16 protein-coding genes and 1 CRISPR repeat array (1 of these 17 cut by a window edge) are annotated in these 16,993 nt (G+C 47.9%); of the genes, 7 read left to right on the forward strand and 9 right to left on the reverse strand.

The window, feature by feature from the left end:
* Positions 1 to 737: direct repeats of the CRISPR family, unit length 28 nt; unit sequence TTTCTAAGCTACCTATGCGGTAGTGAAG (it extends 432 nt beyond the left edge of the window).
* 477 nt (positions 738 to 1,214) lie between these two features.
* Complete coding sequence (gene fabF, locus NGM44_RS06010) at positions 1,215 to 2,540, reverse strand: beta-ketoacyl-ACP synthase II (protein ID WP_253222837.1); 1,326 nt, start codon at positions 2,538 to 2,540, stop codon at positions 1,215 to 1,217.
* Positions 2,541 to 2,760: 220 nt separating this feature from the next.
* Here fabF and NGM44_RS06015 point away from each other — a divergent pair, with 220 nt between their 5' ends.
* The 4 genes from NGM44_RS06015 (at position 2,761) to NGM44_RS06030 (ending at position 6,249) form a co-directional block, all read left to right on the forward strand.
* Positions 2,761 to 3,678, forward strand: a complete 918-nt coding sequence (locus tag NGM44_RS06015; RefSeq protein WP_253222838.1) for a pseudouridine synthase — start codon at positions 2,761 to 2,763, stop codon at positions 3,676 to 3,678.
* 108 nt (positions 3,679 to 3,786) lie between these two features.
* Positions 3,787 to 4,287: a ribonuclease E activity regulator RraA gene (gene rraA, locus NGM44_RS06020; RefSeq protein WP_253222839.1), complete on the forward strand. Its 501-nt coding sequence runs from the start codon at positions 3,787 to 3,789 to the stop codon at positions 4,285 to 4,287.
* Between the two features lie 211 nt (positions 4,288 to 4,498).
* Positions 4,499 to 5,710, forward strand: a complete 1,212-nt coding sequence (gene sstT / locus NGM44_RS06025) for a serine/threonine transporter SstT (protein WP_253222840.1) — start codon at positions 4,499 to 4,501, stop codon at positions 5,708 to 5,710.
* A gap of 203 nt (positions 5,711 to 5,913) precedes the next feature.
* Positions 5,914 to 6,249: a NirD/YgiW/YdeI family stress tolerance protein gene (locus NGM44_RS06030; protein ID WP_253222841.1), complete on the forward strand. Its 336-nt coding sequence runs from the start codon at positions 5,914 to 5,916 to the stop codon at positions 6,247 to 6,249.
* A 100-nt stretch (positions 6,250 to 6,349) separates the two neighbouring features.
* Here the strand turns inward: NGM44_RS06030 and def are convergent, their stop codons facing one another.
* On the reverse strand, positions 6,350 to 6,874 hold the full coding sequence (gene def, locus NGM44_RS06035; protein WP_253222842.1) for a peptide deformylase: 525 nt from the start codon (positions 6,872 to 6,874) through the stop codon (positions 6,350 to 6,352).
* Positions 6,875 to 7,150: 276 nt separating this feature from the next.
* Between def and hisB the strand changes: the two genes are divergently transcribed.
* Together hisB and hisH are read left to right on the forward strand one after the other, a co-directional pair.
* Positions 7,151 to 7,744: an imidazoleglycerol-phosphate dehydratase HisB gene (hisB, locus tag NGM44_RS06040; protein WP_253222843.1), complete on the forward strand. Its 594-nt coding sequence runs from the start codon at positions 7,151 to 7,153 to the stop codon at positions 7,742 to 7,744.
* 10 nt (positions 7,745 to 7,754) lie between these two features.
* Positions 7,755 to 8,387, forward strand: a complete 633-nt coding sequence (gene hisH / locus NGM44_RS06045; protein WP_253222844.1) for an imidazole glycerol phosphate synthase subunit HisH — start codon at positions 7,755 to 7,757, stop codon at positions 8,385 to 8,387.
* A 71-nt stretch (positions 8,388 to 8,458) separates the two neighbouring features.
* On the opposite strand, the gene glmS is transcribed toward hisH, so the two are convergent.
* Positions 8,459 to 10,297: a glutamine--fructose-6-phosphate transaminase (isomerizing) gene (gene glmS, locus NGM44_RS06050; protein ID WP_253222845.1), complete on the reverse strand. Its 1,839-nt coding sequence runs from the start codon at positions 10,295 to 10,297 to the stop codon at positions 8,459 to 8,461.
* 324 nt (positions 10,298 to 10,621) lie between these two features.
* Here glmS and NGM44_RS06055 point away from each other — a divergent pair, with 324 nt between their 5' ends.
* The gene (locus NGM44_RS06055; protein ID WP_253222846.1) at positions 10,622 to 11,551 is read left to right on the forward strand and encodes an Hsp33 family molecular chaperone HslO; all 930 of its coding nucleotides are present in this window, start codon (positions 10,622 to 10,624) and stop codon (positions 11,549 to 11,551) included.
* A gap of 99 nt (positions 11,552 to 11,650) precedes the next feature.
* On the opposite strand, the gene NGM44_RS06060 is transcribed toward NGM44_RS06055, so the two are convergent.
* From NGM44_RS06060 to NGM44_RS06085, 6 genes are all read right to left on the reverse strand, one after another.
* Complete coding sequence (locus NGM44_RS06060; protein WP_253222847.1) at positions 11,651 to 12,601, reverse strand: glutathione S-transferase family protein; 951 nt, start codon at positions 12,599 to 12,601, stop codon at positions 11,651 to 11,653.
* A gap of 250 nt (positions 12,602 to 12,851) precedes the next feature.
* A complete protein-coding gene (locus NGM44_RS06065; protein WP_253222848.1) occupies positions 12,852 to 13,574 on the reverse strand; it encodes an ABC transporter permease in 723 nt (240 codons plus the stop codon).
* The gene (locus NGM44_RS06070) at positions 13,571 to 14,290 is read right to left on the reverse strand and encodes an ABC transporter permease (RefSeq protein ID WP_253222849.1); all 720 of its coding nucleotides are present in this window, start codon (positions 14,288 to 14,290) and stop codon (positions 13,571 to 13,573) included. Before NGM44_RS06070 ends, NGM44_RS06065 begins: the two co-directional genes overlap by 4 nt.
* 161 nt (positions 14,291 to 14,451) lie before the next feature.
* Positions 14,452 to 15,207 carry a transporter substrate-binding domain-containing protein gene (locus NGM44_RS06075; RefSeq protein WP_371923543.1) on the reverse strand — a complete coding sequence of 252 codons (756 nt, stop codon included), beginning with the start codon at positions 15,205 to 15,207 and terminating at the stop codon, positions 14,452 to 14,454.
* A 104-nt stretch (positions 15,208 to 15,311) separates the two neighbouring features.
* Complete coding sequence (locus tag NGM44_RS06080; protein ID WP_253222850.1) at positions 15,312 to 16,109, reverse strand: transporter substrate-binding domain-containing protein; 798 nt, start codon at positions 16,107 to 16,109, stop codon at positions 15,312 to 15,314.
* A gap of 110 nt (positions 16,110 to 16,219) precedes the next feature.
* Complete coding sequence (locus NGM44_RS06085) at positions 16,220 to 16,981, reverse strand: transporter substrate-binding domain-containing protein (RefSeq protein WP_253222851.1); 762 nt, start codon at positions 16,979 to 16,981, stop codon at positions 16,220 to 16,222.
* Between the last annotated feature and the right edge of the window lie 12 nt (positions 16,982 to 16,993).

The following is a 16,993-nucleotide window of genomic DNA, read 5'->3' on the forward strand; positions in this document are numbered from 1 at the left end:
CCTATGCGGTAGTGAAGGATTTGCGGTCAAAGTACGAGCAATGGAAAGCTTTCTAAGCTACCTATGCGGTAGTGAAGATACTGTTGTTTCGTTCGAGAAAAACGCCAAATTTCTAAGCTACCTATGCGGTAGTGAAGACAAGCTATATTGTCGCCCAAATTAACCATTGTTTCTAAGCTACCTATGCGGTAGTGAAGTGAGTGTCCCAAACGCTATCACGCTTGGATACTTTCTAAGCTACCTATGCGGTAGTGAAGTTGAGCGTTTCAACCACGCCCGATTTGATATCTTTCTAAGCTACCTATGCGGTAGTGAAGCTTGGGGCGAATGTTCATGGGGGTGTGGTCATTTTCTAAGCTACCTATGCGGTAGTGAAGAAAATGCCTGCGTTCATCTACATTCAGTCAATTTTCTAAGCTACCTATGCGGTAGTGAAGATTTTGATTTGGTTCTAAACCCCCCTGCTGCTTTTCTAAGCTACCTATGCGGTAGTGAAGTGAATTAATCCCTGCATACCAAAAAGCCAAGGTTTCTAAGCTACCTATGCGGTAGTGAAGAAATTGTACGAGTACCACACAAATGCGGTTGGTTTCTAAGCTACCTATGCGGTAGTGAAGCAAATTATAGGCATAGGCATGAATGTCTGTAGTTTCTAAGCTACCTATGCGGTAGTGAAGATTTGCCAATGGCGTGGGCGTAGTCAAAGTGTTTTCTAAGCTACCTATGCGGTAGTGAAGAGTAATGATAAACAAAAAAACTAAGAAATAACAGGGGGTTATGATGGTTTTACCCTTTTTACCCAAACAAAAATCCACCTATTATAACTGATTGATTTTATTAAGTTTTTAAATAGTTATAAAAATAAAGGGTAAAACTTTATTTGTTTGTCATCCAATGATCCAAAGTATAGCATAAATTAAGATATTGGCGAATAATATCCGATCATCAAAGTATTTGATAAATTCACTGAAATAAGTTTTAAGTGGGTGAAATTAACTTCTTATAGCATTGATAAACTTGTAGTATTTCTAGATACCGCAAGTTTATTTATTGCCACTTTTCTCCATGGCATTTCACTACCAGCATCCAGTCCTGCCATGACGCGCGCAAGGATAAAAGGATGACAATGAGCTCAAAAGCCATCTGTGTATCTCGCCATAAAAACCACCCCAAAGACCGCAAACCTTTGGGGTGGTTTTTATGATAAATATCAATCACTCATCCCATTTACGCAGTAGCAGTGAGCCATTGGTGCCGCCAAAGCCAAAGCTGTTAGACAGCGCGAAATTCACGCCACTCACCTTGCGCGCAGTGTGTGGAATATAGTCAAGCGTGCAGGCGTCATCGACATTGTCTAGGTTAATGGTCGGTGGCAGCAGCTGATTTTGTAGTGCCAAGACGGTAAAAATCGCTTCAATCGCCCCTGCAGCGCCCAACAGATGCCCCGTCATTGATTTGGTTGAGCTGACCAAAATGTCCTCACCAAATAAACGCTCGATCGCTTGACTTTCGGCGACATCGCCCTGTGGTGTGCTTGTGCCGTGAGCGTTGATATAGCCGACCTGATCTGCGCTGATGCCAGCATCGGCAAGGGCTGCCGCCATCGCACGCGCCGCACCTTCACCACCTGTCGATGGGCTGGTGATGTGATTGGCGTCATCACTCATGCCAAAGCCGACCAATTCTGCCAAGATGGTCGCGCCGCGTGCTTTGGCATGGGCAAGGCTTTCTAGCACCAAAGCGCCTGCGCCATCACCTAGCACAAAGCCATCACGGTCTTTGTCAAAAGGGCGGCTTGCGCGCGTCGGCTCATCATTGCGCGTCGAGAGTGCGTGCATCGCGCCAAAGCCTGACAGTCCAAGTGGCGTCGATGCTTTCTCGCTACCACCGACCAAGACCGCATCACAGTCGCCATAGGCAATCAAGCGCGCGCCTAAGCCAATAGCGTGTGTCGAAGTCGTACAAGCTGTCGCAGTGGCAAGGTTTGCGCCTTTTAGTCCATGACGCATCGCGATCAAGCCTGCCGGCATATTGACAATCGTACCAGGGATGATAAAAGGTGAGACTTTTTTGGCACCGTGATCGCGCAAGGTGTCGCGGCTATTTTCGATGGTCTGAATGCCGCCAATGCCCGAGCCCATCACCACACCAAAGCGCGTGCCATCGACATTGACAGGCAGACTATCGCCTGTGATGCCATCAATCAAGCCTGCATGATGTAGCGCTTGTGCTGCCGCGACTTGCGCATAATGCACAAAAGTATCAAAGCGGCGCGCTTCTTTGGGGTTTAGAAATTCTTTGGCATCAAAATTCTTCACAAGCCCTGCGATCTGCGCGCGAAATTCATCAATCGCCACCGTCTTATCATCAAAGCCATCAAGGCGCGTGATGCCACTGACACCATTAGTCAGATTATCCCAAATCTCATCAAGGCTTGTGCCGACAGGGGTCAATGCACCCATGCCAGTGACGACGACGCGCTCATGATCAGATTTTGCAAAATAGGCTTTTTTGTGCGGTGGTACGGTACTTGTAGTCATGACAGATCCATTCAATTATAAAAATTTGCTTTATCTTAGCATGATTTGTGATGGATTTACAGTTTACAAGTGTAAATTTTTTAAATTATAAAAAATAAATCATACATGAAGATCTGATTGATATGATTGATTAAAACGACTTATTTTATCAAAACTGCCGAGCTTGACTTTTGGACAGTGCCTACCTACAATGCCATCAAATCCATTGTCCTGCCAAATCATGACCCACGCCCCAGCAACCCGAAACGGCATTTCGCCAAGCAAGCTATACTTGCCCAAGATGGCTGTGCAGCCTGAGAGTATTTTTGCTTATATCTGTGGCAAATTCGCCCACATCAGTGCGGATGAGTGGCGCGCACGCTTTGATGATGGCTTGGTGGTGGCGACAGATGGCGCGGTGCTTGGCGTGGATGCACCTTATCAGCATGGCATGACGATTTATTATTATCGTGCGCTGCCTAGTGAGACTGTCGTGCCTTTTGTACATCGGATTGTTTTTGAAAATGATGATTTGCTTGTGGTGGATAAGCCGCATTTTCTCACTGTCGCACCTGCAGGAAACTATGTGGTGCAGACGCTGCTGACGCGGCTTAAGTGCCAATTTGACAATGATGTGATCTCGCCCATTCATCGGCTGGATCGTGAGACGGCAGGGCTTATCATGTTTGCCAAGACGCATAAGGCGCGCCAAGCTTACCAAAGCTTATTTGCCACGCGTGATGTTCATAAAGTATATCATGCCATCGCACCTGTTAGCACAAGTTTACAATTTCCCTTAGAACTAAGCCTGTATCTTGAGCGGGGTGAGCCATTTTATACCATGCAAGTCGGCAATCACACGCCCAATACACATACCAAGATCGATGTGCTTGAATATCGTGATGATGGGCGATTTGCCAAATACGAACTGCATCCAAGTACGGGTAAACTGCACCAATTGCGCGTCCATATGAATCATCTTGGCATCGCGATCGTCAATGACAGCTTTTATCCTACTGTATCGCATAAGTCCGATGATGATTTTAGCCATCCTTTACAATTACTGGCAAAAAGACTGTCCTTTATTGATCCATTGACAGGTGAGATGATGGCGTTTGAATCAGGATTTGAGCTGGATTTGGCGGCTGTGCCAAGCTGATGTGCGGCTATTTTTTGACAAAATTATGCTTATAAATTGACAAGGTTTTTGATACATTGTACAGTGAAAACTCTACAAATCTACAAACCTAAAACAAGGAGTGGTGTGATGGTGCAATTTGTCACTTGCGATTTATTGGATGATCAAGGCGATAAAGTCACAGGCGTGGTGTCGCCGTATATCGATGGCAAGAGTTTTCGTAATTTTGGCGGGCGCACAAGCTTTGGCGGGCAGGTGGTGACGGTCAAGTGCTTTGAAGATAATTCGCGCGTCAAAGAGCTGCTTGCCACCGATGGTGCAGGGCGTGTGCTGGTCGTCGATGGCGGCGGCTCGATGCGCTGTGCGCTATTGGGTGATATGATCGCAGAGTCGGCGGTCAAGCACGGTTGGACAGGCGTGATCGTCTATGGCTGCGTGCGCGATGTCGATGCGATGGCGACGATGGAGTTGGGCGTGCAGGCACTGGCGAGCATTCCCCAAAAATCCACGCGCAAAGGCGTCGGCGAAGTGGGTCTGACGCTTCAGTTTGGCGGTGTGACTATCTGCGATGGCGATTATATTTATGCAGATAATAATGGCATTATTGTCGCGTCTGAGCCGTTGGTGTGAGTAAATTTTCACCAAATTTTTGTCATTCATCGAAAAAGCTTGTCAGTTTGACAGGCTTTTTTTGTGAAAGCGCACACATATCGCACTGCAATCACCATCATTTTGCAAGAATTGTGCAACAAATTACAGATTTTATCGCCAAAAAGTGGTATAGTACACCTATTTTACAAGTAACTTTTGTCAGTGACGCTTGGCGTTATTAGGAGTCTGTATGCGTTCGATCGTGGATGCTTATTTGAAAGTGGGCTTGGTGCCGATGATTGTGTTGGCGCTGATTGTCGGTACATTGATCGGGGTGTTTGCCCCTGCAGCAGGATTGAGCCTTGGGATTTTGGGGTCGATTTTTGTTGGTGCGTTAAAGGCAGTTGCCCCTGTATTGGTCTTTGTGCTGGTGCTTGCAGCGGTCTCTGGGCATAAAGTGGGCAGCGATGTGCGCATCAAGCCGATTTTTGTGCTGTATCTGATCGGCACTTTTTCGGCGGCATTGGTGGCAGTGGGTGCAAGCTTCTTGTTCCCAACTGAGCTTGCCCTTGCCAATATGCAAGCAGTCGAACAAGCGGCACCACAAAGCCTGCGTGAAGTTTTGACCAATCTTTTGATGAACTTGGTGGCAAACCCTGTCAAGTCTTTGGCAGAAGCCAACTACATGGGCATTTTGACTTGGGCGGTGCTGATCGGTCTTGCACTGCGTCATGTGGCTGAGACCACACGCCAAGTCGTTGCCGATCTGGGCACAGCGGTCACGAGCGTGGTTAAGTGGATCATTGCACTTGCGCCATTTGGTATTTTGGGTCTTGTGGCGAGTACCGTTGCTGAGACGGGTGTCGAAGCTTTGGTTGGCTATGCACGCCTATTGCTGGTACTGGTCGGCTCGATGCTGTTTATCGCATTGGTGGTGAACCCGATCATCGTCTTTGCCATGACGCGCAAAAACCCATATCCGCTGGTATTCACCTGCTTGCGTGAGTCAGGCGTGACGGCGTTCTTTACCCGTTCATCAGCGGCGAACATCCCTGTGAACATGAACCTTGCGCGCAAATTGGGCTTGAGCGAAGACACCTATTCGATGACCATTCCACTGGGTGCGGCCATCAACATGGCAGGCGCGGCGATCACTATTAATGTACTGACCTTGGCAGCGGCGCACACACTTGGCATTGAAGTCAGCTTCGGCTCAGCGCTGCTACTTGCCATCGTCGGCTCGCTATCGGCGTGCGGTGCATCAGGCGTGGCAGGTGGCTCATTGCTACTGATTCCATTGGCGTGTAGTCTATTTAACATCCCAAATGACATCGCCATGCAAGTGGTCGCCATCGGCTTTATCATCGGTGTGATCCAAGACTCAGCCGAGACTGCGCTGAACTCATCGACCGATGTGCTGTTCACCGCAGCGGCAGATCCGAAGTTCGCTCATAAGGGCTAAATTTCATCAATACACAAAAAACCTGTCACTTGGCAGGTTTTTTCTATGATAAATCAAAAACTTGACAGAAAATTGATAAAAAATTCTCTGTCAAATGTCTGCCTTAAGCTTAATTTAAGCTTGGTGTGGTGTAATACACACATCGGCAGGGCAAGATAAGCTTTGCCAAAGAAAACCTAAGTTTATCATTTCAGGAGTTTTTTATGAAATCATTCGCTAAGCTATCGACCGCGTTACTTGCCGCTGCTGTATTGGTCTCAGGTGCAGCGCACGCACAGGCCACCCAAGTCATCACCGCTGCCACCGCCAAAAATCTAAGCGATGAGATGCCAGTCACCATCAAAGGCAAAATCATCCGTAAGCTTGCCAAAGAAAGCTATGAGCTACAAGACGCCAGTGGCAAAGTGCGCGTCGATATCGATGATGACGAAACGCGTGGCAGCAACATCATCGGCAAGACTGTGACCATCACAGGCGAACTGGACAAAAAACGCGATGGCAGCGTCGAGATTGAGACCGATTATCTGCAGATTCATTGATGGTTAATCATTATAGATAACCCGCCCATGTGGTGGGTTTTTCTTTTTTTCATTTTGGATGCTCAACAAAAAAGCCATCAATGATGGCTTTAGATGGTAATCACGCTGATTGTTTTTCGCGTGCTTTTAGTACTTTTTTGACTTTATCGCGCGCGCGGCTTTGCTTGAGCGTCGAGAGATAATCGACGAACAATTTACCGTTTAGATGATCCATCTCATGCTGAATGCACACCGCCAACAGCCCGTCGGCATCAATGCTGAACGCCTTGCCATCACGATCCAGCGCATCAATATGCACGCGGCTTGGGCGTTCGACATCATCATATACTTCAGGTACAGACAGGCAGCCTTCTTGATATGGCTTAAGTTCATCGGTCAGCGGCGTCACCACAGGATTGATGAACACTTGCGGCGCAGGCTCTTCGCCATCACGCGCCAAATCCATCACGATCAGCTGCACATGGCGATCGACTTGCGTGGCGGCAAGCCCGATGCCGTTGGCGTGATACATGGTTTCAAACATATCATCGATTAAAGTTTTGATCGTGTCATCCACAGCAGCCACAGGCGCAGCGATGGTGCGCAGACGCGGATCAGGATAAGCCAAAATTGGTAATAATGCCATAATTTACCCTTAAAAATTTTTAAACATATATCATCTGTCCAAACAGATGAATTGATCATAAGATGGGGACGGATGCCAAATTTTTAAATCATGCATGGTGGATTTTGGCGGCAAATTGCCCAAAAGCGAATAAATTTGCCATTATACCCCAATTAGCAGTTGGCAAGGGGTGTATTTTATGTAAAAATATCAAAATTATCGTCGTAAGATGCAATACAAGATAAATGTCAGCGATTGCCATTGCGACCTAAATTGATTCATTTGCAAGGATTTACCATGACCGCACGCACTGCCACCATCACTCGCAACACCGCCGAGACGCAAATCAGCGTCAGCATCAACCTTGACGGCACAGGTCAAGGCGTCCTAGATACGGGCGTGCCGTTTTTGGATCATATGCTTGATCAGATTAAGCGCCACGGCTTGATTGATCTGGATGTCAAATGTGTCGGCGATACGCACATTGATGATCATCACAGCGTCGAAGATGTCGGCATCGCCATCGGTCAGGCGCTAAAAGCTGCCCTAGGCGATAAAAAAGGCATCCGCCGCTATGGGCATTTTTACGCGCCACTGGATGAGAGCCTAAGTCGCGTGGTGGTAGACATTTCGGGTCGTCCGGGCTTGCACATGGACATTCCGTTTACGCGCTCACACATTGGCAAGATGGATGTCGATCTGTTTTCTGAGTTTTTCTATGGCTTGGTCAATCATGCTTTCATCACTTTACACATTGATAATTTAAAAGGCAAAAACAGCCACCATCAGATCGAAAGTGTGTTTAAAGCCTTGGCAAGAGCCTTACGCATGGCAGTCGAATACGATGAGCGCGCGCTGAATCAGCTGCCATCGACCAAAGAAATGCTATAAGGGGATGACGATGACTGCCCCAAAAATTGCACTGCTTGATTATGGCGTGGGTAATCTGTATTCTGTGGCAAATGCCCTGAGTGTCGCTGGTGGTGATGTTGTCATCACAAGCGATCCAAAAGTCATCCAGTCAGCGGATAAAGTCATGCTCCCTGGTGTTGGTGCGATGCGTGATGCGATGGCAAATATGGTCGCACATGGCATTGATATCGCGGTCAAGGATGCACTAGCAAATAAGCCTGTGATGGCCATCTGTGTCGGTATGCAGGCGATGTTTGATTATTCTGAAGAAGGGGATGTGCCATGTCTTGGTATCATTAAAGGGGCGGTGCGTCTGTTTGATGAGACTTGGGTCGAGAATGGCCATCCGATCAAAATCCCCCATGTCGGCTGGAATCGTGTCGATGCTGACACTGATCATGAGTTGTGGGATGGCTGCAATCATGAGCATTTTTATTTCACGCACAGCTACTACTGCGACCCTGTGGCAGATGACAATCTGATCATCGCCACCACCGAATATGGCGAGAAATTCTGCTCAAGCATTATCCGTGACAACCTGTTCATCACGCAGTTTCACCCAGAAAAAAGCCATGACGCAGGATTAAAACTATTGTCAAACTTTATCAAATGGCAGCCTTAAGCATCCATTCAGCCAAGAAAAATCCAGCGAACAGATCATTCGCTGGATTTTTGTTTTGTTCAGAGAGCGGCTTATTCCACCGTCACCGACTTAGCTAGGTTACGAGGTTTATCGACATCGGTGCCACGCACCAAGGCAACATGATATGACAACAGCTGCACACCGATGGTGTGGACGATTGGCGATAGTACGCCGACATGACGCGGTGTGCGGATGACATGAATGCCTTCACCTGCCGTGAAGTCACTATCAAGATCAGATAGCACAAACAGCTCACCGCCACGCGCCGACACTTCTTGCATATTGGCCTTGACTTTGTCCAATAGACCATCGTTTGGTGAGATGACGACCACAGGCATATTCTCATCGACCAAGGCAAGCGGACCATGCTTAAGCTCACCAGCTGGATAGGCTTCAGCGTGGATGTAGGTCAGCTCTTTTAATTTCAATGCACCTTCTAGTGCGATCGGGTAGTGGATACCGCGACCTAGGAACAGTGCCGATGGCTTGGCTGAGAATTTTTGTGCCCATGCACCAAGCTGTGGTTCAAGGTTTAGTGCGTGCTGAATGCTGCCTGGTAGTAGGCGCAAGTCTTCGGCATAGTTTTCGGCAGTCTCATCATTGACAAAGCCGCGAATTTTACCCAAAGTCACCGCCAGACCAAACAGCACAACCAACTGCGTGGTAAATGCCTTGGTCGATGCCACGCCAATCTCCGCGCCTGCGCGCGTGTAGATGGCAAGCGTTGAATTGCGCGGTAGGGCAGATTCCATGACATTACAGATCGATAGGCTGTATTTATGCCCCTGAGTCATGGCAAATTTTAGCGCTTCCATGGTGTCAAGTGTCTCACCCGACTGACTGATGGTAACGATCAGCTCATTTTCATCACCGATGACATCGCGATAGCGATATTCGCTCGCGATCTCGACATCACAGCGGATCTTGGCGATGCTTTCAAGCCAGTATTTACCTGTCAAAGCGGCATAATACGAAGTACCGCAGGCAAGGATTTTGATGCTGTTGATTTTATTGAAAATCTCACTTGCGCCATCGCCGAAGTTTTCTGCGATAAAGCCACCTTCTAAGAAAATCTCAGCGGTGTCAGACACGGCGCGCGGCTGCTCGTAGATTTCTTTTTGCATAAAGTGGCTGTATGGGCCAAGCTCAAGCGATGCCAAAGACAGCTCAGAGGTCTTGACAATACGCGTCGCTTCCACGCCATCTTTGTCTAGTAGCTTATCAATGCCACCTGCTGACAGTAGAGCAATGTCGCCATCTTCTAGGTAAGTCACGCGGCGTGTAAAGGCAATCACCGCTGAGACATCAGATGCGATGAATACTTCATCATCACCAAAGGCGACCAGCAGTGGGCAGCCCATGCGCGCAACCACCATTTGATTCGGCTTGTCATTGGCGATCACGGCGATGGCATACGCTCCGTGAAAACGCGCGGTCGCAGCTTGTACGGCGGTGTACAGATCATGGCCATTATTGACATATTCGTGGTGCACACTGTGGGCGATGACTTCGGTGTCGGTCTGTGATTCGAACACATAACCCAGCGCTTCTAGGCGGACGCGCTCAGCTTCGAAGTTTTCGATGATGCCGTTATGCACCACCGAGATCAGACCTGCTGAGATGTGTGGATGTGCGTTCGGCTCAGTCACGCCACCGTGCGTTGCCCAGCGCGTATGACCGATGCCGGTATGACCATAAATTTCCTTATTCTTGGCAGCTTCTTCCATCAGTGCCACGCGACCGACACGGCGCACTCGGCGAATGCCTGTCTCGGTCTGCACCGCGATGCCTGATGAGTCATAGCCGCGATATTCCAGACGCTTTAGACCGTCTGTCAAAAAATCAACCACATTATGATGCGCACGAATTGCGCCAACGATACCGCACATAGCTTGTTCCTTAGTATCACAGTAGAAAAAATATCAAAGTAAAAAGTGTAAAAACTTTGCTTGCAGCCACCCCAAATCGTTAGGCGGTGCAACTGTGTGATTATATCACGGTGATTGGGGGTGAGAGTGTAAAATTTTATATCACAGCTTTGATCAATTGTATCCAATTACCCAAACCATCGCCATTGTCCCAAAGTAGCATCTTAAGATTAATTCAAATCCATTCACCAAACTAAACCCTTGGAAAAACCATCTGCCACGCCCTAGAAATTTCACCAAGCATCCCCATTAATGAGCCAATCATCTCTTATTTTGGAAAATTTTATGACTACTGATGTAAACAACTACCGTCAGCGTTTTTTTATTGATAATTCGGTGGTGCGTGGCGATGTCGTGCGTCTGACGGATGCTTATCAAACTGTCATCGCTCAAAAGGCATATCCTGCTGCGATCAAAGCACTGCTTGGCGAGATGTTGGTCTCGGCAAGTCTGCTTATTGGCACGCTAAAAATCGACGGCAAGCTGTCGATTCAGCTACAGACTTCAGACGATAACGCGCGCCTAAATTGGGCGATGGCAGAGTGCGATCACACAGGCGCAGTGCGTGCATTGGCAAGCTTTGATGCTCAAAGTGAAGACGATCAGAAGCTTTGGGCAAGTCTTGTCAGCAGCGATGATGCCTTTGCGCAATTGGGCGCAGGCGTGCTATTTATTAGCATTCATCCTGATAAGGGCGAAGCGTACCAAGGCATCGTGGAGCGAGTGAGTGATAATCTGGGCGAGTGCTTGGCGCATTATCAAAAACAATCAGCACAAATCCCAACCATCATCAAGCTTGCCACCAATGATGTCGCAGCAGGTGGTGTGTTGGTGCAGCTGCTGCCACAAAGCGATGAAGATAAAGAAAACGACCCTGATCTGTGGGATCGCTTGAGCGTCTTGACCAATACGCTAAAAGCCGATGAGATCACCGATTTACCAGCCGATGAGATCTTGTACCGCTTGTATCACGAAGAAGAAGTGGCGTTGCCTGAGAGTACACCGCTACATTTTGCGTGTACTTGTTCTCAGGAAAAATCCGAAGGGGCAATTGTGCAATTGGGTCTGGATGATGCTAAGCAAATGCTTGTCGCGCATGATGGCGCACTTGTGCTTGATTGCGGTTTTTGTGGTAAAGAATACCGCTTTGATGCCAAGGCGATCGATCAGCTGTTTGGCATCGATGATGCGCCTGTGAGCGAGACGGTGCAATAATCAGCTTTATACTTTGCCATTCAAATAGGTTTCATGTGAAACATCGGCAATAAAAACACCGTATGATCAGATGCCATGCGGTGTTTTCTTATCCAAAAATCAGTACAGCACATCAGGACCAATCGGCACAACGCCTGTTGGATTGATGGTGGTGTGGCTTTGGTAATAATGATGCTTGATGTGGTGTATATTGATGGTCTCGGCGAACTCAGGCATCTGCATTAGGCGATCAACATAGCGATGCAAGGCAGGATAGTCGCGGATGTGTTTTTTATTGCATTTAAAATGCCCATAATACACCGCATCGAAGCGGATCAGCGTGGTGAATAGGCGAATGTCCGCTTCGGTCGGCTGATTGCCCACCAGATAGTCTGTAGAGCTTAAGTGTTCATCCAGCCAATCTAGGGTCTCAAATAAAGGGTGAAACGCTTCTTCATAGGCTTCTTGGGTGGTGGCAAAACCGCAGCGATACACGCCGTTATTGACCGTCGGATAAATGCGCTCATTCATCGCATCGATCTCATCACGCAGATGAATGGGGTAGTAATCACCTGCCTTTGCGCCCAGATCATCAAATGCCGTGTTAAACATACGAATGATCTCGCTGGATTCATTACTGACGATGCGATTTTCTTGTAAATCCCACAGTACAGGCACGGTTACACGACCTGTCATGTCAGGGCGCGCTTTGGTATAAAGCTCGTGCAGATATTTGGCGTTCATCACAGGATCTGCGATCACGCCTTCACCTTCTTGGAAAGTCCAACCATGCTCGCGCATCAGCCAATGCACGACCGATACCGATACCAGATCTTCCAATCCTTTAAGCTTACGGACAATCAGCGTGCGGTTCGCCCATGGACAGGCTAGACTGACATACAGATGATAGCGACCTTTTGCGGCAGGGACGGCAGCTTCACCATTGGGACCGGGTTCGCCATTTTTGGTCAGCCAATCACGGAATCCAGATTGTTCGCGCACGAAGCGACCTTTGGTTTTGCCAGTTTCATACCAAGTGTCATGCCAGACACCATTGACTAAAAGTCCCATATCGTTTCCTTATTATTGTTATAAAAATTACCTTACCGCAGGCGCACCAATGAACGCGATGGATAAGTTTGATTGAGTGAATAATAATGTGCTGTGGATGGGGCGGGTGGTTCATTGTTATTATCAAGATCTAGTCTATCACGCCAATCGGCGTATGACAAGTTTGGGTATTTAAACCAAGCAATCATCAGCCAATAAAAAACTTGCCGATCATGACGATGGGCAAGTTTTTATGAGTGTCAATCGAACATCACGCCGAGACTTGGGTTTGGCTTGGTGGTACATAACGCTTATGGCGGTTGATGTGGCGTTCAAATTGACGGAAGATAAATAAGAAAATCCAGCTGATCACTAGGTAGATCACACCTGCCGCGAAGAACATCTCAAGGTTTAGATAAGTCACTGCGATGATGTCGCGCGCCTTGTGCGTCAGTTCAACAACCGTGATCGATGCTGCCAAGGCACTGCCTTTTAGCATAAAAATCACTTCATTGCTATAAGCAGGAATCATGATACCAAAAGCACGCGGCAGGGTGATGCGGCGCAGTTTTTGTACCCATGACATACCGATGGCATCAGCGGCTTCAAGCTCGCCCTTTGGCACAGCTTGGATCGCGCCACGAACGATCTCACCGATGTAGGCAGAAGTGTTCAGCGTAAAGGCGATGATCGCACACCAAAACGGCACACTAAATACAGGCTTCCACAGTGCTGATTCGCGCACCGCATCAAACTGACCCAAGCCATAATAAATCAAGAAAATCTGTACCAATAGCGGCGTGCCACGGAAAAAGAAAATATACGCCGCAGGAATGGCGCGCAGCCAAGCAATCGGTGATAATCGCCATAAGCCAAGCAGTACGCCAAAGACCAAGCCTAAAGCACACGACAGCACCACAAGCTCAATGGTGGTGATCGATGCCTTGAGTAGATCGGGGAAATATTGGATGATCGCTTGCCAGTTCCAGTTCATGATCTACCCCCTAGCTTACGAAGTTTTTTGGCGTAGCGCGCAGCAGGATTGGCACGATCTTCAGACCACATCATAAACAGGGTGATCACCGAAGTCAGCACCAGATAAATCAAGGCGGCTGTCAAGAAAAAGGTAAATGGCTGCTGTGTCGATTGCGCAGCACGCTGTGAAAAATACATCAAATCATGCAAACCGATCAGCGAGACCAGTGCCGTGTCTTTTAATAAGACCAGTGCCAAGTTACCAAGCCCTGGTAGCGCCACCATCCACATCTGTGGCAAGATGATACGAAAAAAGGTCTGTGTCGGACGCATACCGATACTTTGTGCCGACTCCCATTGTCCTTTTGGGATATCTTGGATCGCCATGCGAAATACTTCGGTGGCATAAGCGCCGAACATGATCGATAACGCGGCAACACCTGCCCAAAACTGGCTGATGTCCACGCGTCCAGAATAGCCAAGCTGCTTAGCAATCATTGCTAAGATAATGCCACCGCCAAAGAAGATGAAAAATACCATCAACAGCTCAGGGATGCCGCGCACCACAGTGGTGTACAGATTGGCAAGTTTTTCCAAAATCCAAATGCCTGATAATTTGGCCAAAGCACCCAACAAGCCAAACAACAGCCCAAAGACTAGGCTTGTTAAGCCAAGCTTAATGGTCAGCAGTGTGCCCTGTAATAAAATCGGGCCATAACCTTGTAAATCAAACACTGAAATACCTTATTTAAATGGTAAAAAATTAAAAATAGTCAATTATAATTCTTGTAAAAATGACGCACACCGTCTGCAATCCATGAGATGGCGTGCCAAGTTTTTACAAGCATTGACTGCTATCACATCCTTGTTTAGCCAATCACGCTTGATGAGCAAGATTACTCCATGCCAGCAGGCATGCCTTCTTCACCAAAGTGCTTGACGACGATTTGCTTATAAGTGCCGTCGGCTTTGATCGCAGCAAGTGCATCATCGATTTTGGTCAATAGCTCGGTATTGCCTTTATCGACAGCTACCGCGATCTTGTCATCGATATCGATGTCATCGCCTTTGATACTAAAGCCTTGACCTAGGTCGGATTTTAGCCAAGTCAATGCAGGCAGCTTATCAGAGATCATCGCATCAGCGCGACCATTGCCCAGATCGATGAAGGCATTATCCAAGGTGTCATACAGCTGTGGTTTGCTGTTTGGATAAGTGGCGGTCAGCCATTGGCTTGAGATGGTCGAACGCTGAGCGACGATCTTGGCAGCTTCGATGGCGGCGGCTGATGTTGGGTCAAAAGTTGAGTCATTTTTCGCCAAAAATACCAAGGTATTGACATAGTATGGTTTACTAAAATCGACCTGCTCGCTGCGCTCAGGCGTTACCGACATCGCTGAGACGATGGCGTCAAATTTGCCGGTCTTCAGTGCAGGAATGATACCGTCCCAATCTTGCGCACCGATTTCACATTTGACTCGCATCTTATCGCATAGGGCATTGGCGATATCGACATCAAAGCCGCCGACGCTGCCGTCTGGATTGGTGAAGTTAAATGGTGCATAAGCACCTTCGGTTGCGATGCGTAGCACTTCGCCGCCTTCAGCAGCTGCTTTATCGCCGCTGTTGCCGCCGCACGCGGTCAAAGTCATCGCACTGATCACAGCAGCTGCGATACCAAATTTATTGAATTTCATCATCTTCTCCTTGATTGAATGGTAACAAAGATGTTCAACTCATCTTTGTCTTTGTAAATTTATTGTACTTTTACGGTGTCGCCCAGATGCTTGGCGGCGATCTCGGCATATTTACCGTTGGTTTTTAGGCTTGCTAAGGCAGCGTCAAATTCAGCTTTTAGCGCATCTCCTTTGCGCACTGCGATACCGACTTTATCATCGATATCGATGGCATCGCCTTTGATCTCGTAGCCTTGACCTTGTTCAGTGGTCAGCCAGTCACTGACAGGCATGATGTCAGACATCATCGCATCAGCACGACCAGCGGTCAAATCCAGATAGGCATTGTCTTGCTTATCATAAGTTTTGACGATGGCATCTGGATAGTTCTTGGCAAGGTATTCGGCTGATACGGTGGCTTGTTGGGTGGCGATGGTTTTGCCTGCGATGGTGTCAAGCGAAATGTCGTCGCCTTTTTTACCGATCAAGACCAGTTTATTATCAAAATATGGCTCGCTAAAGTCCACGACATTTAGGCGATCTGGGGTGATAGACATACCCGCCATGATGGCGTCTGCTTGATTGGCTTGCAGGCTTGGGATTAAGCTGTCCCAATCTTGGCTGACGATGTCGCATTTGGCTTTCATCTCTTCGCACAGCGCATTGGCAAGGTCAATCTCAAAGCCGACGACATTGCCTTGGACATCCAGATAACTAAACGGCTTGAAGTTCGACTCAGTGACGATACGAATGTGCTTTTGTTCGCCTTCGGTAGCAGCAGGGGCGGCAGCTTGTTCAGGCTCAGCAGGTTTTTCATTGCTGCAAGCAGACAAGGCAGTGGCGGCGAACACAGCGCCGGCGATATAACTTAATTTCATGACAGTATCCTTAACGGTCAGCGCAAATGCGCTCAATGGGTAAAAGGGCAGTCAAAATATGACATGATGACTGCCGTTTTATGAACAACAAAAGTCAAATCTATGACAGATTAAAAATAAGCTTTTTCGATTTCAGCAAGTTTGCCTGATTCTTTTAGCTTAGCCAAAGCAGAGTTCAGCTCGTCTTTTAGTGCATCGCCTTTACGCACAGCGATACCTAGGTTGTCATCATTATCGATCTCATCACCGACCAAGCCGAACGCTTCATTGCCTTCTTGTTTTAGCCAGTCAGATGCTGATGCTTTTTCTGCCATGACTGCAGCGTTACGACCTGCTTTCATGTCAAGATAAGCATTGGTATAGGTGTCGTACAGCTGTACGGTGTTGCCGTCTTTGCCATCATATTTTTCGGTGATGTAGGCAGCACCTGTGGTAGAACGCTGACCGCCCAGCACTAGGTTTTTGATGTTATTTGGGTCAAAGCTGCCGTCTTTTTTGGCAAGCCAAACGATGGTGTTAGAAAAATATGGCTCGCTAAAATCCACCTGTGCTTGACGCTCTGGGGTGATTGACATGCCTGCGATGATGGCATCGTATTTATTGGCAAGCAGACCTGGAATCAGACCGTCCCAATCTTGTGCGACGATTTCGCATTTGGCTTTCATCTCAGCGCAGGCGGCGTTGATCACATCGACATCAAAGCCGACGATTTTGCCACTGGCATCCGTGTCGTTGAATGGAGGGTAAGCCGCTTCTGTTGCGATCACGATGGTGCGAACTGCGGTGCTGTCAGCAGCAGTGTCGGCAGGTTTTTGGTTACAACCGACCAAAGCAATGGTACTGATGGCGGCAAGTGCAGTAAGTTTGTGCATGGTAATGTCCTT

Source organism: Moraxella sp. FZFQ2102, assembly GCF_024137865.1.
GTDB lineage: Bacteria > Pseudomonadota > Gammaproteobacteria > Pseudomonadales > Moraxellaceae > Moraxella.

What these genes read in the sequence shown, in the direction of transcription:
- fabF (WP_253222837.1), bottom strand. Translation starts at nt 2,540, where the DNA reads ATGACTACAAGTACCGTACCACCGCACAAAAAAGCCTATTTTGCAAAA.
- NGM44_RS06015 (WP_253222838.1), top strand. Translation starts at nt 2,761, where the DNA reads ATGACCCACGCCCCAGCAACCCGAAACGGCATTTCGCCAAGCAAGCTA.
- rraA (WP_253222839.1), top strand. Translation starts at nt 3,787, where the DNA reads ATGGTGCAATTTGTCACTTGCGATTTATTGGATGATCAAGGCGATAAA.
- sstT (WP_253222840.1), top strand. Translation starts at nt 4,499, where the DNA reads ATGCGTTCGATCGTGGATGCTTATTTGAAAGTGGGCTTGGTGCCGATG.
- NGM44_RS06030 (WP_253222841.1), top strand. Translation starts at nt 5,914, where the DNA reads ATGAAATCATTCGCTAAGCTATCGACCGCGTTACTTGCCGCTGCTGTA.
- def (WP_253222842.1), bottom strand. Translation starts at nt 6,874, where the DNA reads ATGGCATTATTACCAATTTTGGCTTATCCTGATCCGCGTCTGCGCACC.
- hisB (WP_253222843.1), top strand. Translation starts at nt 7,151, where the DNA reads ATGACCGCACGCACTGCCACCATCACTCGCAACACCGCCGAGACGCAA.
- hisH (WP_253222844.1), top strand. Translation starts at nt 7,755, where the DNA reads ATGACTGCCCCAAAAATTGCACTGCTTGATTATGGCGTGGGTAATCTG.
- glmS (WP_253222845.1), bottom strand. Translation starts at nt 10,297, where the DNA reads ATGTGCGGTATCGTTGGCGCAATTCGTGCGCATCATAATGTGGTTGAT.
- NGM44_RS06055 (WP_253222846.1), top strand. Translation starts at nt 10,622, where the DNA reads ATGACTACTGATGTAAACAACTACCGTCAGCGTTTTTTTATTGATAAT.
- NGM44_RS06060 (WP_253222847.1), bottom strand. Translation starts at nt 12,601, where the DNA reads ATGGGACTTTTAGTCAATGGTGTCTGGCATGACACTTGGTATGAAACT.
- NGM44_RS06065 (WP_253222848.1), bottom strand. Translation starts at nt 13,574, where the DNA reads ATGAACTGGAACTGGCAAGCGATCATCCAATATTTCCCCGATCTACTC.
- NGM44_RS06075 (WP_371923543.1), bottom strand. Translation starts at nt 15,207, where the DNA reads ATGACTTTGACCGCGTGCGGCGGCAACAGCGGCGATAAAGCAGCTGCT.
- NGM44_RS06080 (WP_253222850.1), bottom strand. Translation starts at nt 16,109, where the DNA reads ATGAAATTAAGTTATATCGCCGGCGCTGTGTTCGCCGCCACTGCCTTG.
- NGM44_RS06085 (WP_253222851.1), bottom strand. Translation starts at nt 16,981, where the DNA reads ATGCACAAACTTACTGCACTTGCCGCCATCAGTACCATTGCTTTGGTC.